Annotated in this window: 22 protein-coding genes; 8 read left to right on the forward strand and 14 right to left on the reverse strand. The window is 46.7% G+C overall.

Annotation, left to right across the window (positions count from 1 at the left end):
- Window positions 1–93: 93 nt before the first annotated feature.
- Complete coding sequence (locus tag IEY09_RS03445; RefSeq protein ID WP_188869854.1) at window positions 94–1,287, reverse strand: serine hydrolase domain-containing protein; 1,194 nt, start codon at window positions 1,285–1,287, stop codon at window positions 94–96.
- A gap of 562 nt (window positions 1,288–1,849) precedes the next feature.
- Between IEY09_RS03445 and IEY09_RS03450 the strand changes: the two genes are divergently transcribed.
- The 4 genes from IEY09_RS03450 to IEY09_RS03465 all read left to right on the forward strand — a co-directional run bounded on the left by IEY09_RS03450 (window position 1,850) and on the right by IEY09_RS03465 (window position 4,306).
- Complete coding sequence (locus IEY09_RS03450; protein WP_172587364.1) at window positions 1,850–2,254, forward strand: hypothetical protein; 405 nt, start codon at window positions 1,850–1,852, stop codon at window positions 2,252–2,254.
- 100 nt (window positions 2,255–2,354) lie between these two features.
- Complete coding sequence (locus IEY09_RS03455; RefSeq protein WP_172587363.1) at window positions 2,355–2,822, forward strand: hypothetical protein; 468 nt, start codon at window positions 2,355–2,357, stop codon at window positions 2,820–2,822.
- Window positions 2,823–3,382: 560 nt separating this feature from the next.
- A complete protein-coding gene (locus tag IEY09_RS03460) occupies window positions 3,383–3,946 on the forward strand; it encodes a hypothetical protein (protein WP_188869856.1) in 564 nt (187 codons plus the stop codon).
- A gap of 42 nt (window positions 3,947–3,988) precedes the next feature.
- The gene (locus IEY09_RS03465; protein WP_144374817.1) at window positions 3,989–4,306 is read left to right on the forward strand and encodes an ankyrin repeat domain-containing protein; all 318 of its coding nucleotides are present in this window, start codon (window positions 3,989–3,991) and stop codon (window positions 4,304–4,306) included.
- Between the two features lie 101 nt (window positions 4,307–4,407).
- Here the strand turns inward: IEY09_RS03465 and nqrF are convergent, their stop codons facing one another.
- From nqrF to IEY09_RS03495, 6 genes are read right to left on the reverse strand one after another with little or no spacing between them, the layout of a single operon-like run.
- Window positions 4,408–5,625, reverse strand: a complete 1,218-nt coding sequence (gene nqrF, locus IEY09_RS03470; RefSeq protein WP_037414599.1) for an NADH:ubiquinone reductase (Na(+)-transporting) subunit F — start codon at window positions 5,623–5,625, stop codon at window positions 4,408–4,410.
- A gap of 51 nt (window positions 5,626–5,676) precedes the next feature.
- Window positions 5,677–6,285 (reverse strand): NADH:ubiquinone reductase (Na(+)-transporting) subunit E, encoded by a 609-nt coding sequence (gene nqrE, locus IEY09_RS03475; RefSeq protein WP_011071187.1) that lies wholly within the window; start codon window positions 6,283–6,285, stop codon window positions 5,677–5,679.
- Window positions 6,286–6,294: 9 nt separating this feature from the next.
- Window positions 6,295–6,915, reverse strand: a complete 621-nt coding sequence (locus tag IEY09_RS03480) for an NADH:ubiquinone reductase (Na(+)-transporting) subunit D (RefSeq protein ID WP_011621547.1) — start codon at window positions 6,913–6,915, stop codon at window positions 6,295–6,297.
- Complete coding sequence (locus tag IEY09_RS03485; protein WP_188869858.1) at window positions 6,912–7,706, reverse strand: Na(+)-translocating NADH-quinone reductase subunit C; 795 nt, start codon at window positions 7,704–7,706, stop codon at window positions 6,912–6,914. The genes IEY09_RS03480 and IEY09_RS03485 overlap by 4 nt, the downstream gene beginning before the upstream one ends.
- Complete coding sequence (locus IEY09_RS03490; RefSeq protein ID WP_037429001.1) at window positions 7,696–8,910, reverse strand: NADH:ubiquinone reductase (Na(+)-transporting) subunit B; 1,215 nt, start codon at window positions 8,908–8,910, stop codon at window positions 7,696–7,698. Before IEY09_RS03490 ends, IEY09_RS03485 begins: the two co-directional genes overlap by 11 nt.
- A complete protein-coding gene (locus IEY09_RS03495; RefSeq protein ID WP_037429002.1) occupies window positions 8,910–10,280 on the reverse strand; it encodes a Na(+)-translocating NADH-quinone reductase subunit A in 1,371 nt (456 codons plus the stop codon). The genes IEY09_RS03490 and IEY09_RS03495 overlap by 1 nt, the downstream gene beginning before the upstream one ends.
- A 453-nt stretch (window positions 10,281–10,733) precedes the next feature.
- Between IEY09_RS03495 and IEY09_RS03500 the strand changes: the two genes are divergently transcribed.
- Together IEY09_RS03500 and IEY09_RS03505 are read left to right on the forward strand one after the other, a co-directional pair.
- The gene (locus tag IEY09_RS03500) at window positions 10,734–11,774 is read left to right on the forward strand and encodes an NADP(H)-dependent aldo-keto reductase (RefSeq protein ID WP_099456951.1); all 1,041 of its coding nucleotides are present in this window, start codon (window positions 10,734–10,736) and stop codon (window positions 11,772–11,774) included.
- Between the two features lie 146 nt (window positions 11,775–11,920).
- Window positions 11,921–12,343, forward strand: a complete 423-nt coding sequence (locus IEY09_RS03505; RefSeq protein ID WP_037429007.1) for a VOC family protein — start codon at window positions 11,921–11,923, stop codon at window positions 12,341–12,343.
- A gap of 179 nt (window positions 12,344–12,522) precedes the next feature.
- Here IEY09_RS03505 and dbpA read toward each other — a convergent pair whose 3' ends face one another.
- The 7 genes from dbpA to IEY09_RS03540 form a co-directional block, all read right to left on the reverse strand.
- Window positions 12,523–13,932, reverse strand: a complete 1,410-nt coding sequence (gene dbpA, locus IEY09_RS03510; RefSeq protein ID WP_188869860.1) for an ATP-dependent RNA helicase DbpA — start codon at window positions 13,930–13,932, stop codon at window positions 12,523–12,525.
- A gap of 285 nt (window positions 13,933–14,217) precedes the next feature.
- Window positions 14,218–15,075, reverse strand: coding sequence for a pirin family protein (locus tag IEY09_RS03515; RefSeq protein WP_099456952.1), 858 nt, complete (start codon window positions 15,073–15,075; stop codon window positions 14,218–14,220).
- 826 nt (window positions 15,076–15,901) lie between these two features.
- Window positions 15,902–16,717 carry a hypothetical protein gene (locus IEY09_RS03520; protein WP_188869862.1) on the reverse strand — a complete coding sequence of 272 codons (816 nt, stop codon included), beginning with the start codon at window positions 16,715–16,717 and terminating at the stop codon, window positions 15,902–15,904.
- A 145-nt stretch (window positions 16,718–16,862) separates the two neighbouring features.
- The gene (locus IEY09_RS03525; RefSeq protein ID WP_188869864.1) at window positions 16,863–17,261 is read right to left on the reverse strand and encodes a hypothetical protein; all 399 of its coding nucleotides are present in this window, start codon (window positions 17,259–17,261) and stop codon (window positions 16,863–16,865) included.
- Window positions 17,262–17,940: 679 nt separating this feature from the next.
- Window positions 17,941–19,647, reverse strand: coding sequence for an amidase (locus IEY09_RS03530; RefSeq protein WP_188869866.1), 1,707 nt, complete (start codon window positions 19,645–19,647; stop codon window positions 17,941–17,943).
- A 73-nt stretch (window positions 19,648–19,720) separates the two neighbouring features.
- Entirely contained in the window at window positions 19,721–20,833 is a 1,113-nt protein-coding gene (aguA, locus tag IEY09_RS03535) for an agmatine deiminase (RefSeq protein ID WP_188869868.1), read from the reverse strand.
- Between the two features lie 168 nt (window positions 20,834–21,001).
- On the reverse strand, window positions 21,002–21,202 hold the full coding sequence (locus tag IEY09_RS03540; RefSeq protein WP_188869870.1) for a YheV family putative zinc ribbon protein: 201 nt from the start codon (window positions 21,200–21,202) through the stop codon (window positions 21,002–21,004).
- A gap of 276 nt (window positions 21,203–21,478) precedes the next feature.
- On the opposite strand from IEY09_RS03540, the gene IEY09_RS03545 reads away from it, so the two are divergent.
- Both IEY09_RS03545 and IEY09_RS03550 read left to right on the forward strand, forming a co-directional pair.
- Window positions 21,479–23,392 (forward strand): ABC transporter ATP-binding protein, encoded by a 1,914-nt coding sequence (locus IEY09_RS03545; protein WP_188869872.1) that lies wholly within the window; start codon window positions 21,479–21,481, stop codon window positions 23,390–23,392.
- 41 nt (window positions 23,393–23,433) lie between these two features.
- Window positions 23,434–23,895, forward strand: coding sequence for a DUF2390 domain-containing protein (locus IEY09_RS03550; RefSeq protein ID WP_047539929.1), 462 nt, complete (start codon window positions 23,434–23,436; stop codon window positions 23,893–23,895).
- The last annotated feature ends 133 nt before the right edge of the window (window positions 23,896–24,028 follow it).

Genomic DNA, 24,028 nt, shown 5'->3' on the forward strand with positions numbered 1-24,028 from the left:
ATACTTTCGAGGTTAAGCCTAACCACGCATCAGCAGACTTAGCAGTCTATTCGCCAACATAATGGCGAAAGCTAAGGCTTAAACATCAGAGACTTAAACATTAGAAGCTTTAGCAAGCAGCAACTGGCTACGGATCATTTGACGGATCTGATTATGCAGTTCAAATACTCGAGCGCGATCATTAAGATTTAGCGATAGATTTTCCAGCATCACCAAATCCAAATTAAATTCGGGATAATGCAGCGTCATCGACATATAACCGGTTAAATAACCCGTATGACTGTATTCGACGATGCCATCGTCCTTATTGATCCTTATTCCATAACCATAACGCATATTCGGCCACAAAAATTGGATCTCGGTATACGCCGTTGTCATCCTTTGATAACTCTCTGGACTCAACAACTTGCCAGCATGTAATTGCTGCTGAAAGTCGGCATAAGTGGCCGCCGAGGCAATTAATCCACCAGCGGGCAATAACGCTTCATCAATTACCAGCTCAGCAGGTGCAATCACTTCGCTTTCCTGTAAACCAACGGCGAGTGAAGGCACTTTGGTGTGAATCACCTCAAGACTACCCTGCTCAGCACTCAGGCCATTAAGCTGGTATCGCGCAGCAAATTGCGCCACTTGCTCGGCAAAGGATTGGTGATTGACCTTTTCAAGCACTTGCCCAAGCAGTGAATAACCAAAGTTGGAATATTCAAATTGGCGACCAGGCTCAAATCGATTGGCCTTACCTAGCTTATCGACACCCGATGTATGCGTCAGCAGTTGATGCAGCGTAATCCGCTCATCATATCGACCGGGATTTAAAGCGTTTGCACTTGAATTTGTGCCCGCCACAACGGCTTTTAATGCCTTGTTATCTCCCTTCGTATCGCCAAAAAGGTAATGATTTAACGTTTGATTTAAATCGAGTTTTCCCGCATCGACCGCCTGTAATATCAAGGTTGCAGTGATTTGTTTAGAGAGCGATGCCATCACAAAGCGCGAATCTTTACTAATACCTTCACCCTTTTGCAATTCAAGCAGTGGTTTCCCCCGCTCAAGCAGAATGACACTGCCACTAAATGGCTGCGGCGAATCCATTATCGCCGCTTGGATTAAGCTCTTAATCTCCGCAGTCTTTGAGACAGAGGATGCTGTTTGGCTTTCAAGCTTAACTGACTGACCGCCTTGCGCGCTTTCCGACACAATCGCAGTTTCAAACGACTCACCAACACTATTGGCACTTGGGAATAATAACAACCCCGATAGCAGGGAGCCGATAACACTCAAACGCATGGGTTATCCTTAACTTAATTAGCAAATACTGCCTGATTAGAAAGCGGCCAGCTTATCATAAGTTTTCATAGTGTTGCGGCGTTTGAGATGAGCAATCAAAGTATGGATTGAGTTTTTAAAAGCAAAGTCAAAGTCGTGGGGCTTCACCCCCTTGATTTTTAATAAAGAGTCGACCAAAGAGAACTGCTCGTCCTATCCTCCTTGCCTATCGTTTTCACATCAGCCAAACCGCCCCTAACGGAGTTGAAAAACCCTTGGGCATTTAGCGTCCCTTATGTTATCGCATCAGACGCTCTCCCTGATTCGACTGCCCTGCGGCAACTCCTAGGGGATAGTGAACTCCAGTAGCTTTAGTGCTGTCTGCTCGTCATGCAAAGCAAACCGAGTAACGCTTACCATAATTTTTAGAAAATTTAACAATGGGTGGCTCGTTAAATTCTCATGCCTAGAGTGATTTACAGGAGAGGAACTTATTTTATCTGTGCTAAGCTTGAAGCAGTAAATAGCGCTCGCCTACTTGTTATATGGCGAACTAGTATCCTTATATTAGGCAAGAAGGCCGATGACATCATTCCAAGAAATTCACGATATTCTATTTAGAGAACATGAAAGACAATATGAAAATTTTACCCGTCTAATTTTAACCCTTTCAGTTGGTTTCGTAACTTTCACATTAGCTCTCAAACAAGTAAATAATCCTTTAGATATTGGCTATAAACTCGCGATACTACTCCACTCACTTTCAATCTTATTTGGAGTATGGTTGCAATTTATCTTAGTTAAGAGGCCACTAGATGACCTACAAAAAGCAGCGAAAATTTTTGATGAATTATCAACGACAAAACTGGGAAGATCAAAATATTTCCACAGAGGTCCACCTATAACTGAAGTGATATCATTTTATGCACAGATAATATGTTTTATAATTTCGTTTGCAGTCCTTGTTACAATGACATTATTAAGCTGAACACCTTGAAATATTTTAAATTTTTCGTTTCTTTCACTGGGACAAGTATAATATCTCGCGCCCCATAATTATCACTAAAATGTTATACATAAGGATAAAGATGAGTTATTCATTTGATATAAAGTCTTCTGTTGATCTGTTAAACGAACTATCTCGTAGAGTCGAAGACTACAACCGTGACCAGTTATCATCTGGCAATGCGGTTATTTGCGCCATTTTATGCTGGCATGTTGTCGAATGGATTTATCAAGAATATGGTGAGCAACTCACAGAGTTCAAAACCCAAAAGGACTTTCTCTGTCATATAAAATCACAATGTATTTCGCTTTCTTACATGCAAGATGTAGCAAACGGAAGTAAACATCGAGGGATAACTCGGTATATACCAGAGATAAAATCAACGGAAAAACACAATGGAGCATTTTCTTCAGGCTTCTCTAATGGTTTTGATATCTCATGTTTACGAATGGAAATTGAGGGAAACCAGTTTGTTTACTTTGGCGAAGAAATAACTAAAGCTCTTTTCTTTTTGAAGGGATATTTTAATAATTGCTTAGCAAGGAATTAGCCGTAGATCTCCTAATGATTTAGTCTTAAATAATGCCCGTGAATCACTCTACACCAGACTGATTCACGCCCCCCCAAAAAACCGTCCTAGGCCGCCATTTGCAGCTATTTTTGGGCGGTTTTTCCTTTAAGATGAATCATTTCTCTAGAAAACTGGTTCATGCCCCTGTTATGCCTATTTCGACTGGAGATATCGAGTGTTGGTTGGTTTGTAGCCAAACGAAGCGTTGCTATTAGAAGAGCTAATCCGAATCTGGCTAAGAAGGGTGAATTATCTAACAAGGCTTTGTCCCAAAACGAGCAACATATCTGCTTTAAAATAAACAGGCGACACGGATGTTAAACAGGTGAGCCATGGTGATGGGCAAGACGACCGTCCGCCCCATGGACGGGGCGGTCGAGCATCCAAGGACGGACTTGCTGCGTGTCGGTGAGTCAATGCCATGGCGAGCCTATTCACATTGACTAATGTTAACAGCCACTTTTGCCACGTCTTTAAAGCAATCTCAATCACTATTCGCTTGAGGGGAAGCCGAAAGCAGATTATGTTGTTGATTTAAAATGGCAGATAGAATTATTGGTTGCCGTTTTCAATGGCTAAGGCGTGTAGTAACTGAAATGGATAACTTTGACTATAAATTGGGTACGTTAAACGGGATACTCACAGGGCTATCCTATGTAAACAATAAAGCGAATCACGGCTATACGTTTGAAATCACTAAAATTGATGCATCAAAACCATTAGAGATTGCAACGGAAAATTATCTTAAGGGTTTTTATAAGGATGCCAGGGTTAGCTTTAGTGAAGTCATAGACTGGCGTAGTGAGATCAATGCAGCACTTCATGATTGGCTTTTTTCCTATCTCCTACCTACAACACAGGGCGGTTGCGGCTCAGCTTTTACTTCTCTTAAGGATGTCGATAACGCCTTTTCAATGTCCATAAAAAGCTTTAGAGACGAATTTATCAAACAGATAAGTGATCAACTTGATGCGCTGGTAGAGGTCAAAAGGGTTTTAGCTGTTTCATTAATAACGGATGAATGGTACGAGATGGAATGGGTTGATTTTGCTATCGAGGGCAAGAAAGGAGTTGTATTTATTCACTTGGGCGTTTCTGATTGACCTCCTTTAAATTTGCTTCACAGGATCAGGTTAAATATCCCTATGAGCACTGAACTCATCCATGCAGTTAAAGCCAAGGATACACTTGCGGTTAAGCGCATTATTGCCAATGGCGCTGATCTTGAAGGCGTTGACGAGAATGGGATGACGGCACTGTTGCATGCCTGTGAGCTACAGTCTTTTGAAATACTCAAACTACTTGTGGATGCAGGGGCCGATGTGAATCATCCAAATGCGCTGGGGTATCGTCCGCTCGATATTGCTTACTGGCAAGGAGAGTTTCGCATGGGATGCTATACCGCTGAGAGTCAGCGTATGGTGAGCTATTTAAGCCGCCATGGCGGTAAATCCTTTAGCTAGTAGCTAGATATCAAAGCCAACTAAAAGCCCTATAAACAAAAATCGCGTTAGGCTCCGCTGTTCTAGCTGTGCCTAACGCGATTTTCTATTCCACTTACCGCTTAATCACCAAAGTCATCGAGCAGGATATTTTCAGGCTCGACCCCTAAGCTTTCAAGCATACGGATCACCGAGGAGTTCATGATTGGAGGGCCACACATGTAGTACTCGCAATCCTCTGGTGCCTTATGATGTTTAAGGTAATTTTCGTAAATCACATTATGAATAAAGCCGGTGTAACCCGTCCAGTTATCCTCTGGTAACGGCTCCGACAGCGCCACATGCCAAACAAAGTTGTCATTCTCAGCCGCTAATGCATCGAAATCATGTTGGTAAAACACCTCACGGGTCGAACGGGCACCGTACCAAAAACTCATCTTACGCTTGGTCTTTTTACTCTTTAGCTGATCGAAAATATGTGAGCGCATCGGTGCCATGCCCGCACCACCACCGATAAATACCATTTCTGCATCGGTATCCTTCACAAAGAACTCACCGAATGGGCCAGAAATAGTCACCTTATCCCCCGCCTTGAGGTTAAAGATATAAGAAGACATCTTACCCGGTGGCACATTGGCCGATGGTGGCGTGGCAATCCGCACGTTAAGCATAATGCGGCCCTTTTCATCGGGATAGTTCGCCATCGAATAGGCGCGCAGCACATCTTCATTAACAGTGGAGACTAAGTCGAAGAGACCGTATTTTTCCCAATCGTCTCGGTACTTAGCCGGAATATCAAAATCGGCGTACTTCACCACATGGGCTGGCGCTTCAATTTGAATATAGCCCCCCGCCTTAAAGCGCACGTCTTCACCTTCGGGCAGTTTTAGCAGTAACTCTTTGATAAAGGTGGCCTTGTTATCGTTTGAGATCACCTCACATTGCCACTTCTTCACGCCAAAGATTTCTTCTTCTAGCTCAAGTTCCATATCGGTCTTCACCGCCACTTGGCAGGCGAGACGACAGCCTTCTTTGGCTTCTTTTTTAGTGATATGCCCTTGTTCTGTTGGCAGAATATCACCACCGCCCGATTTGACTTTCACTCGGCACTGGCCGCAAGTACCGCCGCCACCACAGGCCGAGGGAATAAAAATATTCTTGCTCGCCAAGGCGCCAAGCAGCTTGTCGCCCGCGGCAACTTTAATGCTTTTCTCGGCGTCGTCGTTAATCCCGATAGTGATCTCACCGGTAGTCACTAATTTCTTTTTGGCGATAAGGATTACTATCACCAGTAGGCACACCACTAAGGTGAACATGCCTATGCCTATTGCCATTTCCATTCGATAACCCTTTTTCTAAACAGAATGCGGTTTTACTTTCTCAGCCACGCGTTACAGCGAGATCCCCGAGAAAGACATAAAGCCAAGTGCCATCAACCCTGTGGTAATAAAGGTGATACCAATCCCCTGTAAGCCTTCAGGAATCGCATGAAACTTCATCCGCTCACGCAGCCCTGCCAGCATCACAATCGCCAACGCCCAACCCGTGCCCGAACCCATGGCAAACACCGCCGATTCGGCAAAGTTGTAATCACGGTTAGCCATAAAGATCACTCCAGCAAAAATCGCGCAGTTTACGGTGAGCAGTGGCAAGAAGATCCCAAGTGAGTCATACAGGCTTGGAATGTATTTATCTAAAAACATTTCCAAAATTTGCACTAAGGCTGCAATCACACCGATAAAGGTGATCAGTTGCAGATAGCTTAAATCGATGCCAGGCATCCCCGCCCAAGCCAGAGCGCCCGGTGCTAGTACTTTCGCATAGATCAGTTGGTTTAAGGGCACGGCTAAGGTCATCACTACGATAACCGCAACGCCTAAGCCGAAAGCGGTCGACACCTTTTTAGACACGGCTAAAAAGGTACACATACCGAGGAAGAACGACAGCGCCATGTTGTCTAAGAAAGTGGCCTGTATAAACAGATTAATATAGTGTTCCATATCCGCTCCTTAACCGCGTTTACGCTGGATTACGTTAATGGTCCAGATCAGCAGGCCAATCAGGAAGAAGGCGCTTGGGGGCAACTTAAACATCTCGTTAGGTAAGTACCAGCCGCCGTTTTCAACCGTAGTCAACACGCTATGGCCAAACAGATTGCCCGTGCCTAATAGCTCACGCACAAAGGCCACACTGATCAGCACCAAGCCATAACCCGCCGCGTTACCCACGGCATCGACCACGGCTAAGTGAGGTGGATACTTCATCGCAAAGGCTTCTGCGCGGCCCATGATGATACAGTTAGTGATGATTAACCCAACGAATACAGAGAGTTGCTTAGATAGCTCGTAAGCCACATCCTGTAACACCATATCGACGATAATCACCAAGGAGGCAATGACCGTCATCTGGGCAATGATCCGCACACTGTTAGGGATAAAGTTGCGAATGGCGGAGATGATAAGGTTTGAGAACACCAGTACGAAGGTCACCGCCAGTGTCATCACCACGGCCGTCTGCATGGAGTTACTCACCGCCAGCGCCGAACATACGCCCAGCACTTGCATCGCCACTGGGTTATTGGCAAATACAGGGCCTGCTAGCATGTCCCGCATGGATAAACTGTTGCTCATTTTGCACCTCCCAACTCACCTTGCTCAGCCGATGCCTTTAATTGGTTGAAGAAGGTTTGGAAACCCTCGACGCCAAACCAAAACTCCATTGCGCGCTGTACGCCACGGCCTGTCATGGTCGCGCCACTCACAGCATCAACACCGTGGATATCACCCTCTTTGGCACCGCCTTTCACGAGGCGCATCGCAAACTTGCCTTTTTCATCAAAGAGTTGTTTACCCTTCCACAGGGATAACCAATGTGGGTCAGTCACAAAGTCACCGATACCTGGGGTTTCACCGTGCTCGTAAACCACCATACCTTTAATAGTATTAAAGTCAGGCTCAACGGCCACGTAACCGTAGATCATCGACCATAGCCCTTTACCGTAGAAAGGCACGACCACGCTGGATAATTTGCCGCTATCATCGAACACTTTAAACACACGGGCATCGTTAGCACGGGTTTTAATCTTAGCAATATCCTTTTTAGGGGCGCTTGAGGTTTCAGGGTTAATCGCTGCCATGCGCTCGTCAAAGTCGAGTACATTGGCATCAGAGTCCACTTTGCCTGTGTCGAGATTAATCAATAATGGCTTAACGGATTTAGCAAAAATCTCTCTAAACTCATTACCTTGGCCTAAATTGACATCGGCCGCCATCAACACATAACGTTGTAACTCATCGCGTTTTTTCGCGAGTTTGCGTTCTTTTAATACGCCTGCGGTACCGGTGATCATAAAGGAGCACAAAAGGCAGAGCGTAATGGTGAAGATCATGGTCCCCACCACAGTATCTTTCTTAAATACCATGACGTTTTACTCTCCGTTTGATGTTGGCACGGGCCACCAGATAATCGAACAGCGGTGCCCACAGGTTGGCGAACAGGATGGCTAACATCACGCCTTCTGGCATTTTGGGGTTAGCCACACGGATAAGGATTGTCATAAAACCAATCAAGGCGCCGTAGGCGAACTTGCCTTGGCGGGTATAAGAGGTCGTGACAGGATCGGTCGCCATAAACATCATCGCGATAGCAAAGCCGCCCGTGACTAAGTGCCATGTCCAAGGCATTGCCATCATCTGGTTTGTGCTTGAACCAATAACATTGAACAAGGTTGCAGTGGCAATCATGCCCAGCATCACACCCACCACAATACGCCAGTCGGCTAAACGGGTGATAAGCAGCAATAAACCACCGAGCAACACAGCGAGCGTGCTGGTTTCACCAATCGCGCCCACGGTAAAACCGAAGAAATTATTCCACCAGTTAGGGTCGCTAAAGGCGCTGTACCAAGCGTAATCGGCAAATTGCAGCTTACCGGCAGCGGCTTGCGCTAGGGCTGTCGCGCCAGAAAAACCATCCACGGCAACCAGTTGCTTAACGGTCGTGACTTCAGATGGATAGGCAAAATAGATAAAGGCCAAGCCAGCTAATGCGGGGTTAAGGAAGTTATATCCCATACCACCAAACAGCTCTTTGGCAATCACTACCCCAAAGCTAATCCCCATTACCACCAGCCAAAGCGGAATCGAAACGGGTAAAATCAGCGTAAATAACAAGGCAGTGACGAAGAAGCCTTCGTGCAATTCTTGGCGACGCACCTTGGCAAACACCACTTCCCAAAACAGGCCTGTCAGCAATGCCGTTAAGTAAATCGGCAGATAAAAACTTAAGCCGTAGAGGAATAAACCAATCACGCCCGTCTCGGCACTTAAGCCACCGCTTAAAGCGTTAAACAGCGCGAGTTTCCAGGTTTCTGGCGTCGTTAAGCCGCTTGCTAGTGCGAGCTGTGCCTGTAAGCCTACGTTATATAAGCCAAATAAAATGGCAGGTAATAAACAAAGGCCCACTAAGGTCATGGTACGTTTTACGTCAATGGCGTCACGCACGTGCACTTGTCCCTTAGTGCTACGACCACTGGCGATCACCAATGAGCGCACAAAGCCCTTCATCGATTTACCCGTGGCGTAGTAGTCGTCCTGTAAATCAGGTTTTTTAGGTTGTGTCGTCATTAACCTTCCCTCTCGATAACATCTAGACAAGCACGTAGCTCTTTACCGAAGTCATACTTGCCAGGGCACACAAAGGTACACAGGGCCAAATCTTCTTCATCTAACTCCAATGCGCCTAACGCCTGCGCCTCATCGGTATCTCGCACCACTAAGTCACGCACTAGCAGAGTGGGTAAAATATCTAATGGCATTACGCGATCGAGCTGACCAAAGGCCATCATGGCGCGCTGAGAGCCGCCCTGATGGGTGGTAAATTCGAAGGATTTAGTCAGGCCAAATAAACGGGAGGTTACCGCACGGGTGATAGAGAATTTGTCCGAACCGCCACGCACCCAAGGCAATACTTGGTGCTGTGCATCTTCGGCGAGAACCGATACCTGGTTGTGGAAGCGGCCTAAAAAGTCATGTACGCCTTGGGCGGTATGGCCCGATAACACTGAGCCTGACACCACACGGTTATTACCGGGTTTAATCTCATCGGCCACTAAGGCGCTCAGCTCTGCCCCTAACTGAGTGCGCAGTAAACGTGGATTAAGCACACTTGGACCACCTAAAGCCACCACGCGGTCGGTATAGAGTTCACCTGTTTGGAACAGCTTGCCGTAAGCGATCACATCTTGATAGCCGATGTGCCATACCTGACGCTCAATGCTCACGGGCAAGGTAAAGTGAATATGAGTTCCGGCTAATCCGGCTGGATGCACGCCAGCAAAACGGCGCACTTCAACCTTTGGTAAATCAGTACCGACTAAGGCTTCGCCCTTATCTTGGCAAAGGTAAACCTTGCCCTCAGTTAAATGACTCAGTACCGCTAAGCCTGCCTTAAAGGCATCGCGCTGCTCGGCAATAATCAACCTAGGATCGGCAGCGAGTGGATTGGTATCCATAGCCGTCACGAAAATACCTGCGGGTTTGCTATCTAACGCGGGAACACGGGAGAAAGGACGGGTACGCAGCGCAGTCCACAGACCACTGTTAACCAATTGCGCCTGAACCACCTCGGCAGAAAGTGCCTGTAAATCGGTGTGGATATCGAAACGGATCTGCTCATCGGCGTCTAAGCCATTGCAGCGGATCACCACGGATTGTAAGACTCGACGCTCGCCACGGTTAATCGCCACAATCTCGCCACTGGCGGGAGCGGTAAACAGCACGCCCTTTGTTTTTTTATCTTCAAACAAAGGTTGGCCTTTTTTGACCTTATCGCCGACTTCCACCAACATCGTCGGTTTTAAGCCAACATACTCCTCACCCAACAGGGCCACTTGGGATGGCCTATTACCGGGTTCGATGATCGGCCTAGGCTCACCCGAAATCGGCAAGTCGAGGCCTTTTTTGATCGTTATAACTTGGTTTGAAAAATCTGCCATCACAAATATCAACCATGAAAATTTTTAGATAAATTTAGGGTAGATGTTTGTTAACAGATAATCCGATAGTGGCGTCACATTCCGCCGCAATTTCGTAAGTAATATACGTAAAATTGCATTATTTTGTGATGAAGATCGAGTCAGATTCTGAACAAAAACTTCAAATGTAGTTTTATAACAAATAATTCATAATTACATCATAACTGTTTTAGAAATAACTTAACTATATAAAAACAGACAAAAATCCCCCTCTTAGACCCCGAATCGGGGCAAAGGCACAAAACCCAGAGTCAGTGGCGAGTTAGTGCACAATATGTCGCAATAAACCTAGCAAAATCCCCACAAGGCATTGGTTATTTTTAACCCACTAACATTCTTAGCGCCGCATTAACCTTTGCTTTACAGCAAAAGCTTGATAGCCTCGAACTAAGATAGTTTCCGTAGGAGAAATAGATGGAATACAGACGCATACCGCATTCTAATCTCGAGGTGAGCAAAATCTGTTTAGGCACCATGACTTGGGGCGAACAAAATACCCAAGCCGAGGCCTTTGCACAGCTAGACTACGCCATAGGCAGTGGCATCAACTTTATTGATACTGCGGAAATGTACCCTGTGCCGCCAAAGCCGGAAACCCAAGGCGAAACCGAACGCATTTTGGGCCAATATATCAAGGCCCGTGGCAACCGTGATGACCTAGTGATCGCCACTAAGATTGCCGCGCCAGGTGGCAAGAGTGACTATATTCGCAAAAATATGGCGCTAGACTGGAACAACATTCACCAAGCAGTTGATGCCTCGCTCGAACGCCTGCAAATCGATACTATCGATCTCTATCAAGTTCATTGGCCGGATCGCAATACCAACTTTTTCGGGGAATTATTTTACGACGAGCAAGAGATTGAGCAGCAAACGCCGATCCTCGAAACCCTCGAAGCCCTCGCCGAAGTCATTCGCCAAGGTAAAGTGCGCTATATCGGCGTGTCGAACGAAACCCCTTGGGGACTGATGAAGTATCTGCAACTGGCGGAAAAGCACGGCCTGCCGCGCATAGTCACAGTGCAAAATCCCTATAACCTGCTCAACCGCAGTTTTGAGGTGGGCATGAGTGAAATCAGCCACCGCGAAGAGTTACCACTACTGGCCTACTCGCCCTTAGCCTTTGGCGCCCTGAGCGGCAAATATTGCAACAACCAATGGCCCGAAGGCGCGCGCTTAACCCTGTTTAAACGCTTCGCCCGTTATACTGGTTCGCAAATGGCACTCGATGCCACAGCGGCCTACGTAGACTTAGCCCGCGAGTTTAATCTATCCCCCGCGCAAATGGCGCTAGCCTTTGTTAATTCACGTAAATTTGTTGGCTCAAACATTATTGGCGCCACAGATTTATACCAGTTGAAAGAGAATATCGACAGCTTAAAAGTCAGCCTCTCCACTGAGTTACTCAGCCGTCTAAATGAACTCTCAGATCAATTTAGATTACCTTGCCCTTAGCTTTTACAATGAGCAGCTAATAAGTGAGTGACTTCAAGCCACTCACTTTCGCCATGAGTTGATTGTGCTGTCGCGGCAATGCGCTAACCGTTGCGATAGCGATTACAATAGCGGTTGTAGTCGCGATCAAAAACCGAGATACCGAGATGAAACAGACTATTGTCCATATCGCACTCGTAGTAAGAGACTACGATGAGGCGATTGATTTTTATGTTAATAAACTCAAATTTGAATTGATTGAAGACAGTTATCAACCCGAGCAAGATAAACGCTGGGTTGTGGTTGCGCCGCCTAATTCCCATGGTACCGCCCTACTATTAGCCAAAGCCTCCAAACCCGAGCAGGAATCATTTATCGGCAATCAAGCTGGAGGACGGGTGTTTTTATTCTTAAATACCGATGATTTTTGGCGTGATTATGAGCATATGCGGTCAATAGGCATTCATTTTATTCGCGAGCCACAAGTGCAAGATTACGGCACTGTTGCCGTATTTGAAGATCTCTATGGCAACCGTTGGGATTTATTGCAGCTCAGCCCTCATCACCCCATGGCGAAAAGATGTCAGTAACTATGTGATTGAATAAAAAAGTAAATCAGCCTTTCCCTCATTTAGCAATCATACTCTGCATCGACACCGATGCAGTAATGGCAAGTGTCGCTAGTTACGACCAAATACTCGGATTTAGATGCAATAAAAACAAAAAAGCGAAGCCATTTGGCTTCGCTTTTTGTTCACTCAATAGCAGTTTATTTCATCAACCACGCGCGGTAGGACTTACCCTTAATGCGGCCGCTGGTGATCTTGCTCAGTGCCTTTTTAGCCACTTTACGGTTTACCGCCACATAGGCGCGGTAGTCGGTCACGAGGATCTTGCCCACCTGCGTACCTTCAATGCCATTATCACCCGTCAGGGCGCCAAGAATATCACCAGGGCGAAGTTTCTCTTTTTTACCGCCATCGATTTGCAGAGTGATCATGGTTGGCGCATTAGGCGCACTGCCAAGCAAGCTTAATGATGGCAGTGATTCACTGGTAATTTCTCGATCTAAGTACTCTTCTAGCAAGGCAATCTTGTAACCGTCTTGATCGTTGTAAAAGGTATAAGCAGCGCCTTTACTGCCCGCACGGCCAGTACGGCCGATACGGTGAATGTGCACTTCGGTATCGTAGGCCACATGGTAGTTAAATACGGCATCTAGCGCATCAATATCTAAACCACGGGCGGCTACGTCGGTAGCCACCAGCACGCAGGCGCTCTTGTTAGCAAATTGCAACAGGGTTTCGTCCCTATCGCGCTGTTCTAAATCGCCGTGCAAGGCCAAGACACTAAAGCCTAAATCCTCGAGTTCGTCGGCCACTTTTTGCGTTTCACGCTTGGTATTACAAAATACCACGGCGCTTTCTGGCTTATGTTCTAACAGTAATAATTGCAGCGCTTGCATGCGCGACTTATCGTCATCTAACTGATAAAAATGCTGTTCGATGGTATTTTTTTCATGGGTAACCGCGGCCTTAACCATCACAGGGTTATACATGATTTGTTTAGCAATCGATTGAATTTGCTCAGGGAATGTCGCACTAAACAGCAGCGTTTGGCGCTCGCGTGGTGACTGTTCAATAATCGCATCGAGCTGAGGTTGGAACCCCATTTCGAGCATGCGGTCAGCTTCATCAAGCACTAACATATTCAGATGACTTAAATCTAAACGATTGCGGTCTAAGTGATCGACAATCCGCCCCGGTGTTCCCACAATAATATGGGCACCATGCTCTAAAGAGCCAATTTGTGGCCCCATTGGCACACCACCACACAGGGTTAATACTTTCACGTTGTGTATACCGCGGGCCAGAGTACGGATCTCCTGCGCCACTTGGTCGGCCAACTCGCGGGTTGGGCATAGCACTAAGGTTTGAATGCGAAAACGCTTAACGTCTAATTTATTTAGTAAACCTAGACCAAAGGCCGCCGTTTTACCTGACCCCGTTTTACCCTGACCTATCACATCCTCACCCGCTAAAATGGCTGGCAAGCTTTGCGCCTGAATGGGCGTCATCTCGTTGTAGCCCATAGAAGAAAGGTTCTCAAGCAGTTCGGTTTTTAGCTTAAGGGTCGAGAAAGCCAGTGATGGAGTTGGCTTAGTATCTGAATTGCTCAAGGCGAATATCCTGTGGTGGGTAACGAAGCGGCTGCTAGGTTACTAAAATTGCGTTACTTATCGATTAAACGGGTTTATCAAGATTCAGGTTTACGTAAGGCAAGAATTCAGTTCTGCGCTCGCTCAACCCAAAAGTACCGCTATTGTAGCAACAACGGGCAGCTTTTACCTCAAGTCCTTAAACTCAAGTCCTTAAACAATCGAAATCGCCTGCGTAAACTGCAATAAAAAAGCCCTGCAAGGATACAGGGCTTTGGTTTTGATCAGCACGGCAGACTTAACAGATTAAGCGATTTGGCCAAAACGCCCTTCTTGATAATCGCGAATCGCCTGCTGAATTTCCGCTTGGGTGTTCATCACAAAGGGGCCCATCTGCACAATTTTTTCACGAATCGGTTTACCCACAAACAGTAACATGCCCGCACCGCGATCATCGGCCTTAAGCTGCAATGGCGTTTGGCTATCGAGCACTAAAAACTGGCCTTCATTGAATGACCACTGTGAGCCTTCGCCCTTACTCAAGCCACCTTGGTAAAGATAGAGGGCGGCAAACTCATGCTTGGATAAATCGAGCAGCGCTTCACCATTAGCGTTAATCATCAAGTCGGCAATAGCCGCTTCGCCCGCTAATCCTTGGATGGTGGCACTGATGGCGCTCTTACCCGCAAAAGCCCAATCACCCGCCAAGGCTTTAAGGGTTGCGCCTGTGTCATTAGTGGTTTCAACGCTTGGGATTGAAGCCGTATCCTGATACGTCGCGGGGCGCAGTTTATCTTTCGCGGGCATATTGACCCAAATTTGGAAGCCATGCAAACCATTGAGTGCATCGGCCAGCGGCATTTCGGAATGCACCACGCCGTAACCCGTGCTCATCCACTGCACATCGCCAGCACGAATCGCTTTGACGTTACCCATCTGATCGCGATGCTCAAATCCGCCCTTACGGATATAGGTAAAGGTCTCCATCCCACGGTGCGGATGCGGTGGAAAGCCACCAATAAAATCCTGTTTATCATCGGATTTGATCTCATCCATCATCAAAAACGGATCAAAATGGGTAGTGACAAAGTCCGCCACACGGCGAATATTCACCCCGTCGCCATCCATCGCAGGTTTAGCAGAAAACTGACCTAAAACTTTCATTTCATGCTCCTAACTCGTAAGGCATTAGCCTGTGCACTCGCTATCTTTTGGCTCCCCAAATGACAGGGTGAAACTGTGGCAATGCTGATGGTGGCAGAATAACAAGGAAATTTGCAAAAGAATAACGCGAAATCACGCTTAGATTTTTCGATAAAGTAGAATGGTTGGGAATTGAGTAAACGGCGTTATAACTTGCTTAAACAATACTTCTCGAAATAAAGCGTTTGTGAAAAAGTGTGTGAACTGTTTATCACTAGGACAAAGGAAATTGCCATTGTCTCCCCAGTAACACGCCATCCCATTCTTTGACAAAAAGCCCAGAGGCTCGACGGCGACATCTGCTGTACAGGATGTACTAATGCAGCGATCACATGGATGTGAATGAGCTGCCATATTGCCAACGGTTACTGGTGCTTCAATGGCAATTCACACACCACATACAACCGTTTCGTCATCCGAAGATATGGGACAAAAGCTTAATAGCAATTTTATCTGCTCAGAGGGAGCTTATTGTCATTGTTTCCCCAGTGACACGCCGTGAATATGTCCCTATAGGCTCGACGGCGGCATCTGCTGTATATGGATATACGAATGTTGCAATCACATGGATGTGAATGAGCAACCATGTCGCCGACGGTCACTGCAGCCCCAATGCCAATTTCATCTACCCAATTGCTGTATGAGTCTAAAAAAGCTAAGGGACAAAAGCATGTTAGGACGTCGGCTGCATCAGGTGAATTTCGGATAAAAATTTATATGGCGATAACGCCGCGCTCAGCGGAAATTTGGGAGCGCCAGCGAGTAAATTTTCCGTAGCAGCGCTTTGTTAGCACTCTTCTTCACGCTCGAGGCTCCATTTTATTACAGCCCGCACGATATCATTTCCAATTTCATATTCAACAATAGCCTTCTTCACAACTGTTTCAATGTGAAGCAAATAGACTCTCCACTCCCGATACCAGTGAACCTGTAGAAGTTGCTCCCAAGTTTCAATTGTGCTTGATAGATCGGCTTTTATTTCAGAATCAGCATTTTTTGTAAGGCCATCTAAAGCATCCAAGACATACTTCATATTGCGTACAATCGTTTCAAGTTTTAAATACGCAACATAGTCAAAATTATCGCGAACTGATTCAAACGGGTATAAAAATTCATTCTTTACATCAGATTTTCTGAAATATCCCCAAATTTCACAAATGTCCTTTTCAGGATCGAAGTGCGCGCGTGGGTTTCTACCCGTTTCGTATGTTTCAATAAATTCCTTTATTTCATTGTTAACCCTGTCGCGACACTCTTCTATCCTTGGGTTTATTCTTTCAAACTTGAACTCTATATATTCTAGGGCTTTAAATATTTCAGCTGATTTCAACGACCGTGCTTGGCTTTCACTTGCCTGCTTCATATCCTTTATTTCTTCGTACTGTAATTTCAAGTCTCTGTTCTGCAAGAGAACTGTTACAATAATCCATAAAAATGCAAGTACGCCCGCGAACCCTGCCAATGAATCACCTATTTCATTCATGGGCATTACGAAAATATTCTTCGCAAATGAAGTCGCTACGAACACCAGTACTATCAATGCAGTCATATATGTCGGATAGCTTATTAAGGCTGAGTTCCGTTTATGAAAACGCTTCAGCAAATAACGTATCCTTCTCGATTGCCAAAGGAATCTTTTTTTCAACACTTCGACGTTATACAAAATCTGATGATCTCCAATAGAGTGCTAACGCTTTAAACAGCGGAAAACGCGAGCGCAGCGAGTGGTTTTCCGATGATTTAACTTGTTATATGTGTGCTGTTGAAACTTCATATCGCCTACTCTCTGCCACTCTAGAGCCTGGACACAGATAGTCGATAAAAACGATTGTATTGTTGTCAGTATTCGATGATACATATCCAAAAACTGTTGGTTCCTTAACGCCCCTAACGTCTGAAATAGACCCAGAAATATCTTTTCCTTCAGCGTTAATCGTAAAACTTCCTGCTTTAGATGGCTTACATCCTTCATTTAGCTCTTCTGGGCCAGATAATGATATATATTTTCCCAATTTCTCTGATGTGATCTCTAAAACAAATCCGAGCTTTTCAGCACTTTCTTTGTCCAAGTTTACGGATTGAATTGTGGGTGATGCAAAAGCCACAATAGACAATGATACAAAGAGTATTAATACTATGTTTCTCATAATTTAAAGCACATATAACATTTTATTCATGCGCATGCGCGTTTACCTCGTTGGACCAGTGAAAACGCGCACAGTTAACTATCTGTATACAAAGAACTTATCAGCTTTTTGCCTAATATACCATCTGGAAAAACGCGCATGCGCGTTTTCCAAACCTATTAACTAAAACTAATCCTCTATAGTCAGTTGATTTTATAGCGTTTTATTTATTGCGGATGGAATTAGTGCGCACTGATTTTGTCTAAAAATCATACTAAAACACTTAAATTTAAATACGACTGTATACCCATACATTGTTAGTCGATTTCTGGTAAGGCCAAACATAGGCAAATAGATAAGAATTTGTATGGCAGCAGGAGTGGAAATTTTCGGTTGAGCTAACGAGCCGAAACACGGAATGGGGCAAAAACATTTTATCAAAGGCTGCGTATTGATGAGATTGCTGCCATTTAGTGTGATTCTTAATTGCTTGGTATGAGACCGTATTCCTCTCACGCAGTAGCAAACAGCAGCAAATGGCGAAATCTCGTATCAGGCTTTTGTTAGCATAAAAAACGGGATTGGCATATTAAGGCCTATCCCGTTTTTATGACTCTACACTTTGCCGTTATAAGGGGCTAAATCTCTAACAAGATAAATCCCTAAGACTAAGCTAAGTCTATATTTGTCAGTTTAGCGCTTATTGACTCAGTTTTGGTGTACGCGGCGGAATAATGCGCCTGTTACCTGTTGACTCAAATGCACCGGCAAATTTAAGCAGATTATTATCGTCATAGGCGCGGCCCGCAAAGGTTAGACCCACTGGCATGCCAATATCGGCCATCACACCCATAGGTACAGTCACAGTCGGTACGCCTAAGTGGCGAATCGCAAGGTTTCCGTTAGCGACCCAAACCCCGTTACTCCACGCAATATCGGCAGAAGCTGGATTCACATGGGCATCGGCTGGACCCACATCGGCCACCGTTGGGAACAGCACGGCATCAAGCTTAAGTCCGTCCATCCAGTCTTCAAGATCCAACTTACGCGTCTTCTCTAAACCACGCAGACCATCGGGAATACTGTCGATCTGGTCATAGGATTTCAGACCGCGTTTGGCCATGTTGACATACTCTTCCATGCCTGCCGCTAAGTCACCTTCACGATTTGGCAAGGTGCCAAGATCATGGGGGAATATCAAATGCCCCACCACATCTTCAAGCTTGTTCAGTTTAGGGTCGTTGTTAGCCCGCAGGAATTCATCGAACGCCCAACCTGAGAGTTCCCACAATTCATCATGCAGGAACTGAGGTGTAACGATACCGCGGTTAAACACCGTCGGCGCACCTGGGCGATCGCCTTCACAATTTGAAACCAACGGAAAATCGACTTCAATCACTTCGGCGCCAGCGGCTTCCAAGGCTTTACGCGCGGCTTCCCACAGATCGATCACCGATTGGCGAGTATGAATCCGTTGACCCGTTGGCCCCCCGATACCCGGATTTTCGCTGGTGCCAGCCAATTCATCTTTATTGATGTACATGCGCGGCACACCAAAACGCTTACCCTTGAGCGTATCGGCGCTAGCCGCCAGCGCCAGATAGGATTCTGGGCGAACTGTCGATGATTTAGGGATTTTAACCCAAGGTTGTAGACGCCAGAGATCGCCACGGGTGATTGGGTCGTCTGCCACAATCACATCGAGCACTTCGAGCATATCCGCCATTGTGCGGGTATAGGGCACAACCACATCCATGGTCGGGGTTAACGGCCAGTTACCACGCACGGAAATCACGCCGCGAGACGGCGTATAGGCGCATAAACCATTATTGGACGCAGGGCCACGGCCACTCGACCAAGTTTCTTCAGCCAGACCGAAAGCAGAATAACTTGCCGCCGTGCCCGTGCCCGCCCCATTGGAAGAACCCGAAGCAAAGGGTGCTGTAAGATAATCAGCATTGTATGGGCTTTCAGCGCGGCCATAGTGACCACGCTGCATGCCGCCATTAGCCATAGGTGGCATATTGGTTTTGCCTAGGCAAATGGCACCCGCGGCGCGTAGGCGCTCGACGGCAAAAGCATCGTACTGGGCCACTAAATCTTTAAAGGCTGGGCTGCCAGACGCCGCCGTCAGTCCCTTCACCAAATAGCTGTCCTTAGCGGTGTAAGGAATACCATCGAGCGGGCTTAAGGTTTCACCTCTAGCGCGGCGCGCATCTGAGGCTTCAGCTTCTTTCAGCGCATCGGGATTGTGTACCACTAACGCATTGAGCTTAGTTTTTGTCGCAGGGCCGTCATACGCTTCAACCCGCGCGAGATACGATTTCACCAACTCCACTGCGGTGGTACGGCCAGATTCGAGCGCAGCACGCAGCTCGGCAATAGAAACTTCAGTGACTTCAAACATCTTACGCCCTCCCGCAGAAAGCCAATTGTGGTGTATTAACAGTGACATCAATCGTCATGCTGTTCTCCTTGGGTTACTTTCCAGCAGGGATTTGCTGAGTAATACAATGGATATTGCCGCCACCTAGTAAAATCTCACGGGCTGGCACCCCCACAATCTCATGCTCAGGGAAAATTTCTTGCAGTTTTTGGGCTGCGATATCATCGGTTGCTGGGTCAAGCAGCGGGAATACGATGCGATGATTGGTGATTAAAAAGTTCACGTAAGAACCCGCTAAACGCTCACCTGCCGTACGTGGCACACCAGTGCCTTCAGTTACACCTTTTGATTCTTCTTCGCTGCAATACAGCGGCCCTGGTTGTGGCAACAGATGGATTTTTAACTTACGACCTTGGGCATCCACGGTATTTTGCAACACTTCGAGCGCGGCTTTTGAACGTGGATATTGTGGATCCGATTCATCATCAGTCCAGTGCAGAATAACCTCACCAGGACGGGCAAAACAGCACATATTGTCGATATGGCCATCGGTCTCATCCATATAAACGCCATCTTGTAACCAGATAAACTGCTTAACATTCAAATAGTCACGCAGTAAGGCTTCAATCTGTTCTTTTGTCAGTTCAGGGTTACGATTGGCATTGAGTAAACATTCGGCACTCGTCATACAGGTGCCTTCACCATCGACATGGATGGAGCCACCTTCAAGGATCAGCGGCGCGCGATAACGGGCAAAACCATGTTGTGCAAGCATTTGCTGCGCGACTTGCTCGTCCTTATCCCATGGAAAGTACAAACCACCGTTATGGCCGCCCCAAGCATTAAAGCCCCAGTCAACACCGCGGCATTCGCCCTCGGCATTAACGACCACAGTAGGTCCTGTATCACGAGCCCAGCAATCGTTACTGTCCATTTCAACCAAGATAACGTGGGATGGCATTACCGTTTTGGCTTCGGCTAAAAAGGCTTTAGGGACACCCATATACACTGGCGTTGCCGCGCCAATCGCATCGGCCACCTTAGCGAAAGTCGCCTGAGCATACGCACCCGCAGCACGCCAGTTATCAGGACGATAGGGCCAAATCATCCACACAGCTTGCTGCGCCGCCCATTCGGCGGGCATATAAAAACCATCTTGTGATGGCTTAGTCGTTAACGGCGTGACATCCACATTCACGTTTGTCATGAGTTTTGTCTCCAGTAATGCTGAAATCGATAAGGGTGTACGCCCCTAAAATAGGACGACAGAATACAGTTAAATCAGCCCCGCAACGATGCAAGGGCCATTGGCAGCGGTTAATAAAATCTCTTACATACTTTGCCAGCACGTGTTTAGCGCTTCATAAAGATGAGCCTAGTCGGGTTTAAACACCCCAATGACGGCGCCCGTGGCTTTTTCGGTCACTTTGATATCGGTTTGCTGCTCACGATAATTACAGTCAGTACATTCTACGGTTTCGATACCGTTTTCTTTAAACAGCAAAATGCTGTCTTTCGCGCCGCACTTAGGGCATTTTGCGCCAGCAACAAAGCGTTTTTTTATTTTAGTGGTCATGATACAAACCTATAAATGGCTACGCGCCCAGCGATAAGCGAATCATCGGCGTTAAGGCGAAAATGTGGCGCTATTTTGCCATACTGCCCAGCTATTGCCAGTCCTTGAATAAACTTGTGCTGCCATACTCCCTGACCACGCGGTCGAGCGCTATCGCACTAGGCCATAAAAAGTCGAAGAAATACGCAGCAACTCGGCCTAAGTTGTGGTTTGCCATGAGCTTGTACGTTATCATCACAACCCTTACTCATTCATGATATGACCAAGTTGTAGTTAATGATCAGCATCAACCAAGCACAATTAATCCGTGGTAGCAAAACCCTGCTCGACGAAGCCTCTCTGACCATTTATCCCGGCCATAAGGTCGGCCTAGTGGGCGCCAACGGCACGGGTAAATCCTCACTGCTCGCATTAATTATGGGTCACCTGAGCTTAGATAAAGGCGAGTTTAGTATGCCTTCGGGTTGGCAGATTGCCAGCGTCGCCCAGGAAACCCCTGCACTCGAAATGTCTGCACTTGAATATGTGCTTGATGGCGATAAAGAATATCGCCAGCTTGAGGCTTATCTGCACATTGCACAGGAACATAATGATGGCCATGCGATCGCTACCTTGCACGGTAAAATCGATGCCATTGGCGGTTATGCTATTCGCGCCCGCGCCGGAGCCCTGCTTGCAGGTTTAGGCTTTAGCGAAGCCGAGCAAAATAACCCCGTGAAAAGCTTTTCGGGCGGTTGGCGGATGCGCCTCAACTTAGCCCAAGCACTACTGTGCCGCTCGGACTTACTGCTGCTCGACGAACCGACCAACCACTTAGACTTAGATACCATGTACTGGCTCGAAGGTTGGATTAAGTCCTATCAAGGCACGCTGATTTTAATCAGCCACGATAGGGATTTTATCGATGAAATCGTTGATGAAATCGTCCATGTCGAAAATCAAAAACTCAACTTCTACAAAGGCAACTACAGTGCCTTTGAACGCATCCGCGCTGAACGTATGGCACAGCAACAGGTCGCCTTTGAACGCCAACAAAAAGAACGGGCGCATATGCAGTCTTTTGTTGACCGCTTCCGCTATAAGGCCAGTAAAGCCAAACAAGCGCAGAGCCGCTTAAAGGCGCTGGAGCGGATGACTGAGCTGTTACCATCTCAAGCAGATAGCCCGTTTTATATGGAGTTTCGCCCGCCTGAAGCCCTGCCCAATCCGCTGATTAAGATGGAGCAAGTGGCGGTGGGTTATGGCGCTAAGCAAATCCTCAGCAAAGTGCATTTAAACTTAGTGCCTGGAGCGCGCATTGGGTTGCTCGGCCGTAACGGTGCGGGTAAATCAACCCTAATCAAGCTGTTATCGGGCCAGTTATCACCGATGACCGGATTGTATGAGCCCAATCCCGGCCTGAATATCGGTTACTTTGCCCAGCATCAAATCGAATGTTTACGCTTAGACGATACGCCGCTGCAACATTTAGTGCGCCTTGCCCCTAATGCCCGCGAGCAGGAATTGCGTAACTTCCTCGGTGGTTTTGGCTTTAATGGCGATATGGCACTCTCGCCAGTACGCCCCTTCTCTGGTGGCGAAAAAGCCCGTTTAGTGTTGGCATTATTGGTATGGCAACGGCCCAATCTGTTGCTGCTTGACGAACCAACCAACCATTTAGATTTAGAGATGCGCCATGCGCTCACTATGGCATTGCAAACCTTTGAAGGTGCAATGGTGATTGTATCGCACGACCGCCATTTATTGCGCTTAACCTGTAGCGACTACTATTTGGTTGACCAAGGTGAAGTACAAGCCTTTGATGGCGATCTTGACGATTACCACCAATGGTTACTTGATGCCGCGAAAGCCGCCAGTGCCAACCAAGCGGCCAACAGCGATGACACTAAACCCGCTGTTGATAAGAAGCAGCAAAAGCGCTTAGAGGCTGAGCTACGCCAAAAGGTGTCACCACTTAAACGCAAACAGGCGAAGCTTGAAACCGATCAGCAAAAGCTCAGTGAGCGGCTCGCCGAACTGGAGCATTTGCTGGCCGATAGCGAATTATATGATCAAGACAATAAAGCCAAGCTCACCTCGGTACTCAGTGAGCGCACCAGCTTGACACAAACGCTAGAAGAAAGTGAAATGCAATGGCTTGAGCTACAAGAAGAAATTGATGCAATGGAACTTGAGTTAATGGGCCAATAATCGGTCTGCTGTCGCCTACGCCTAATAGACAAGGAAGCCGTATGTCGGATGTAACCCCGCTAGACTGCCAAATTTGGCATTGGTGTGATATGAGCTATGGGCAAAATAAAGTGCTTTGCCTTGAGCTTCAGGATAATTGTCAGGTGAATGTGAATCTATTACTGCTAGCGCAGTATTTAGATCTCACCAGTGATGTGGCGGGGCCGCGGGAATATTCAACCGAGCAATGGCAACAACTTGTCAATGCAGTATGGGAATGGGATGAAAAGTTTCTCACCCCCTATCGCCGTTTGCGTCGTCTCGCCAAAGCCAGCCTGAATGCAGCAGAATATCAGCAAATGCTCGATGTTGAGTTGATGATGGAACGCAAGGCGCAGCGCACCATTTTACATGCCGTCAATGATTTATCGCCTAGCGGTCAACAAACCAATCTCGTGAGTTACCTCGCGCTATTTGGTTTATCCGCTGCGGATGTTACTGGGCTAGATCTTATCGCACCTTAACTGGCCTCACGCACAGCTTACTTAACCTGAACTCGGGATAACGAGTGTCGGAAAAATCTAAATTTAACAATCAAAATCAATGCTATAAATGATTTTTTTGAAAAGAAGAATCTTTTTTCTGACTGAATGCGCA

Source organism: Shewanella xiamenensis, from assembly GCF_014647135.1.
Taxonomy (GTDB): domain Bacteria; phylum Pseudomonadota; class Gammaproteobacteria; order Enterobacterales; family Shewanellaceae; genus Shewanella; species Shewanella xiamenensis.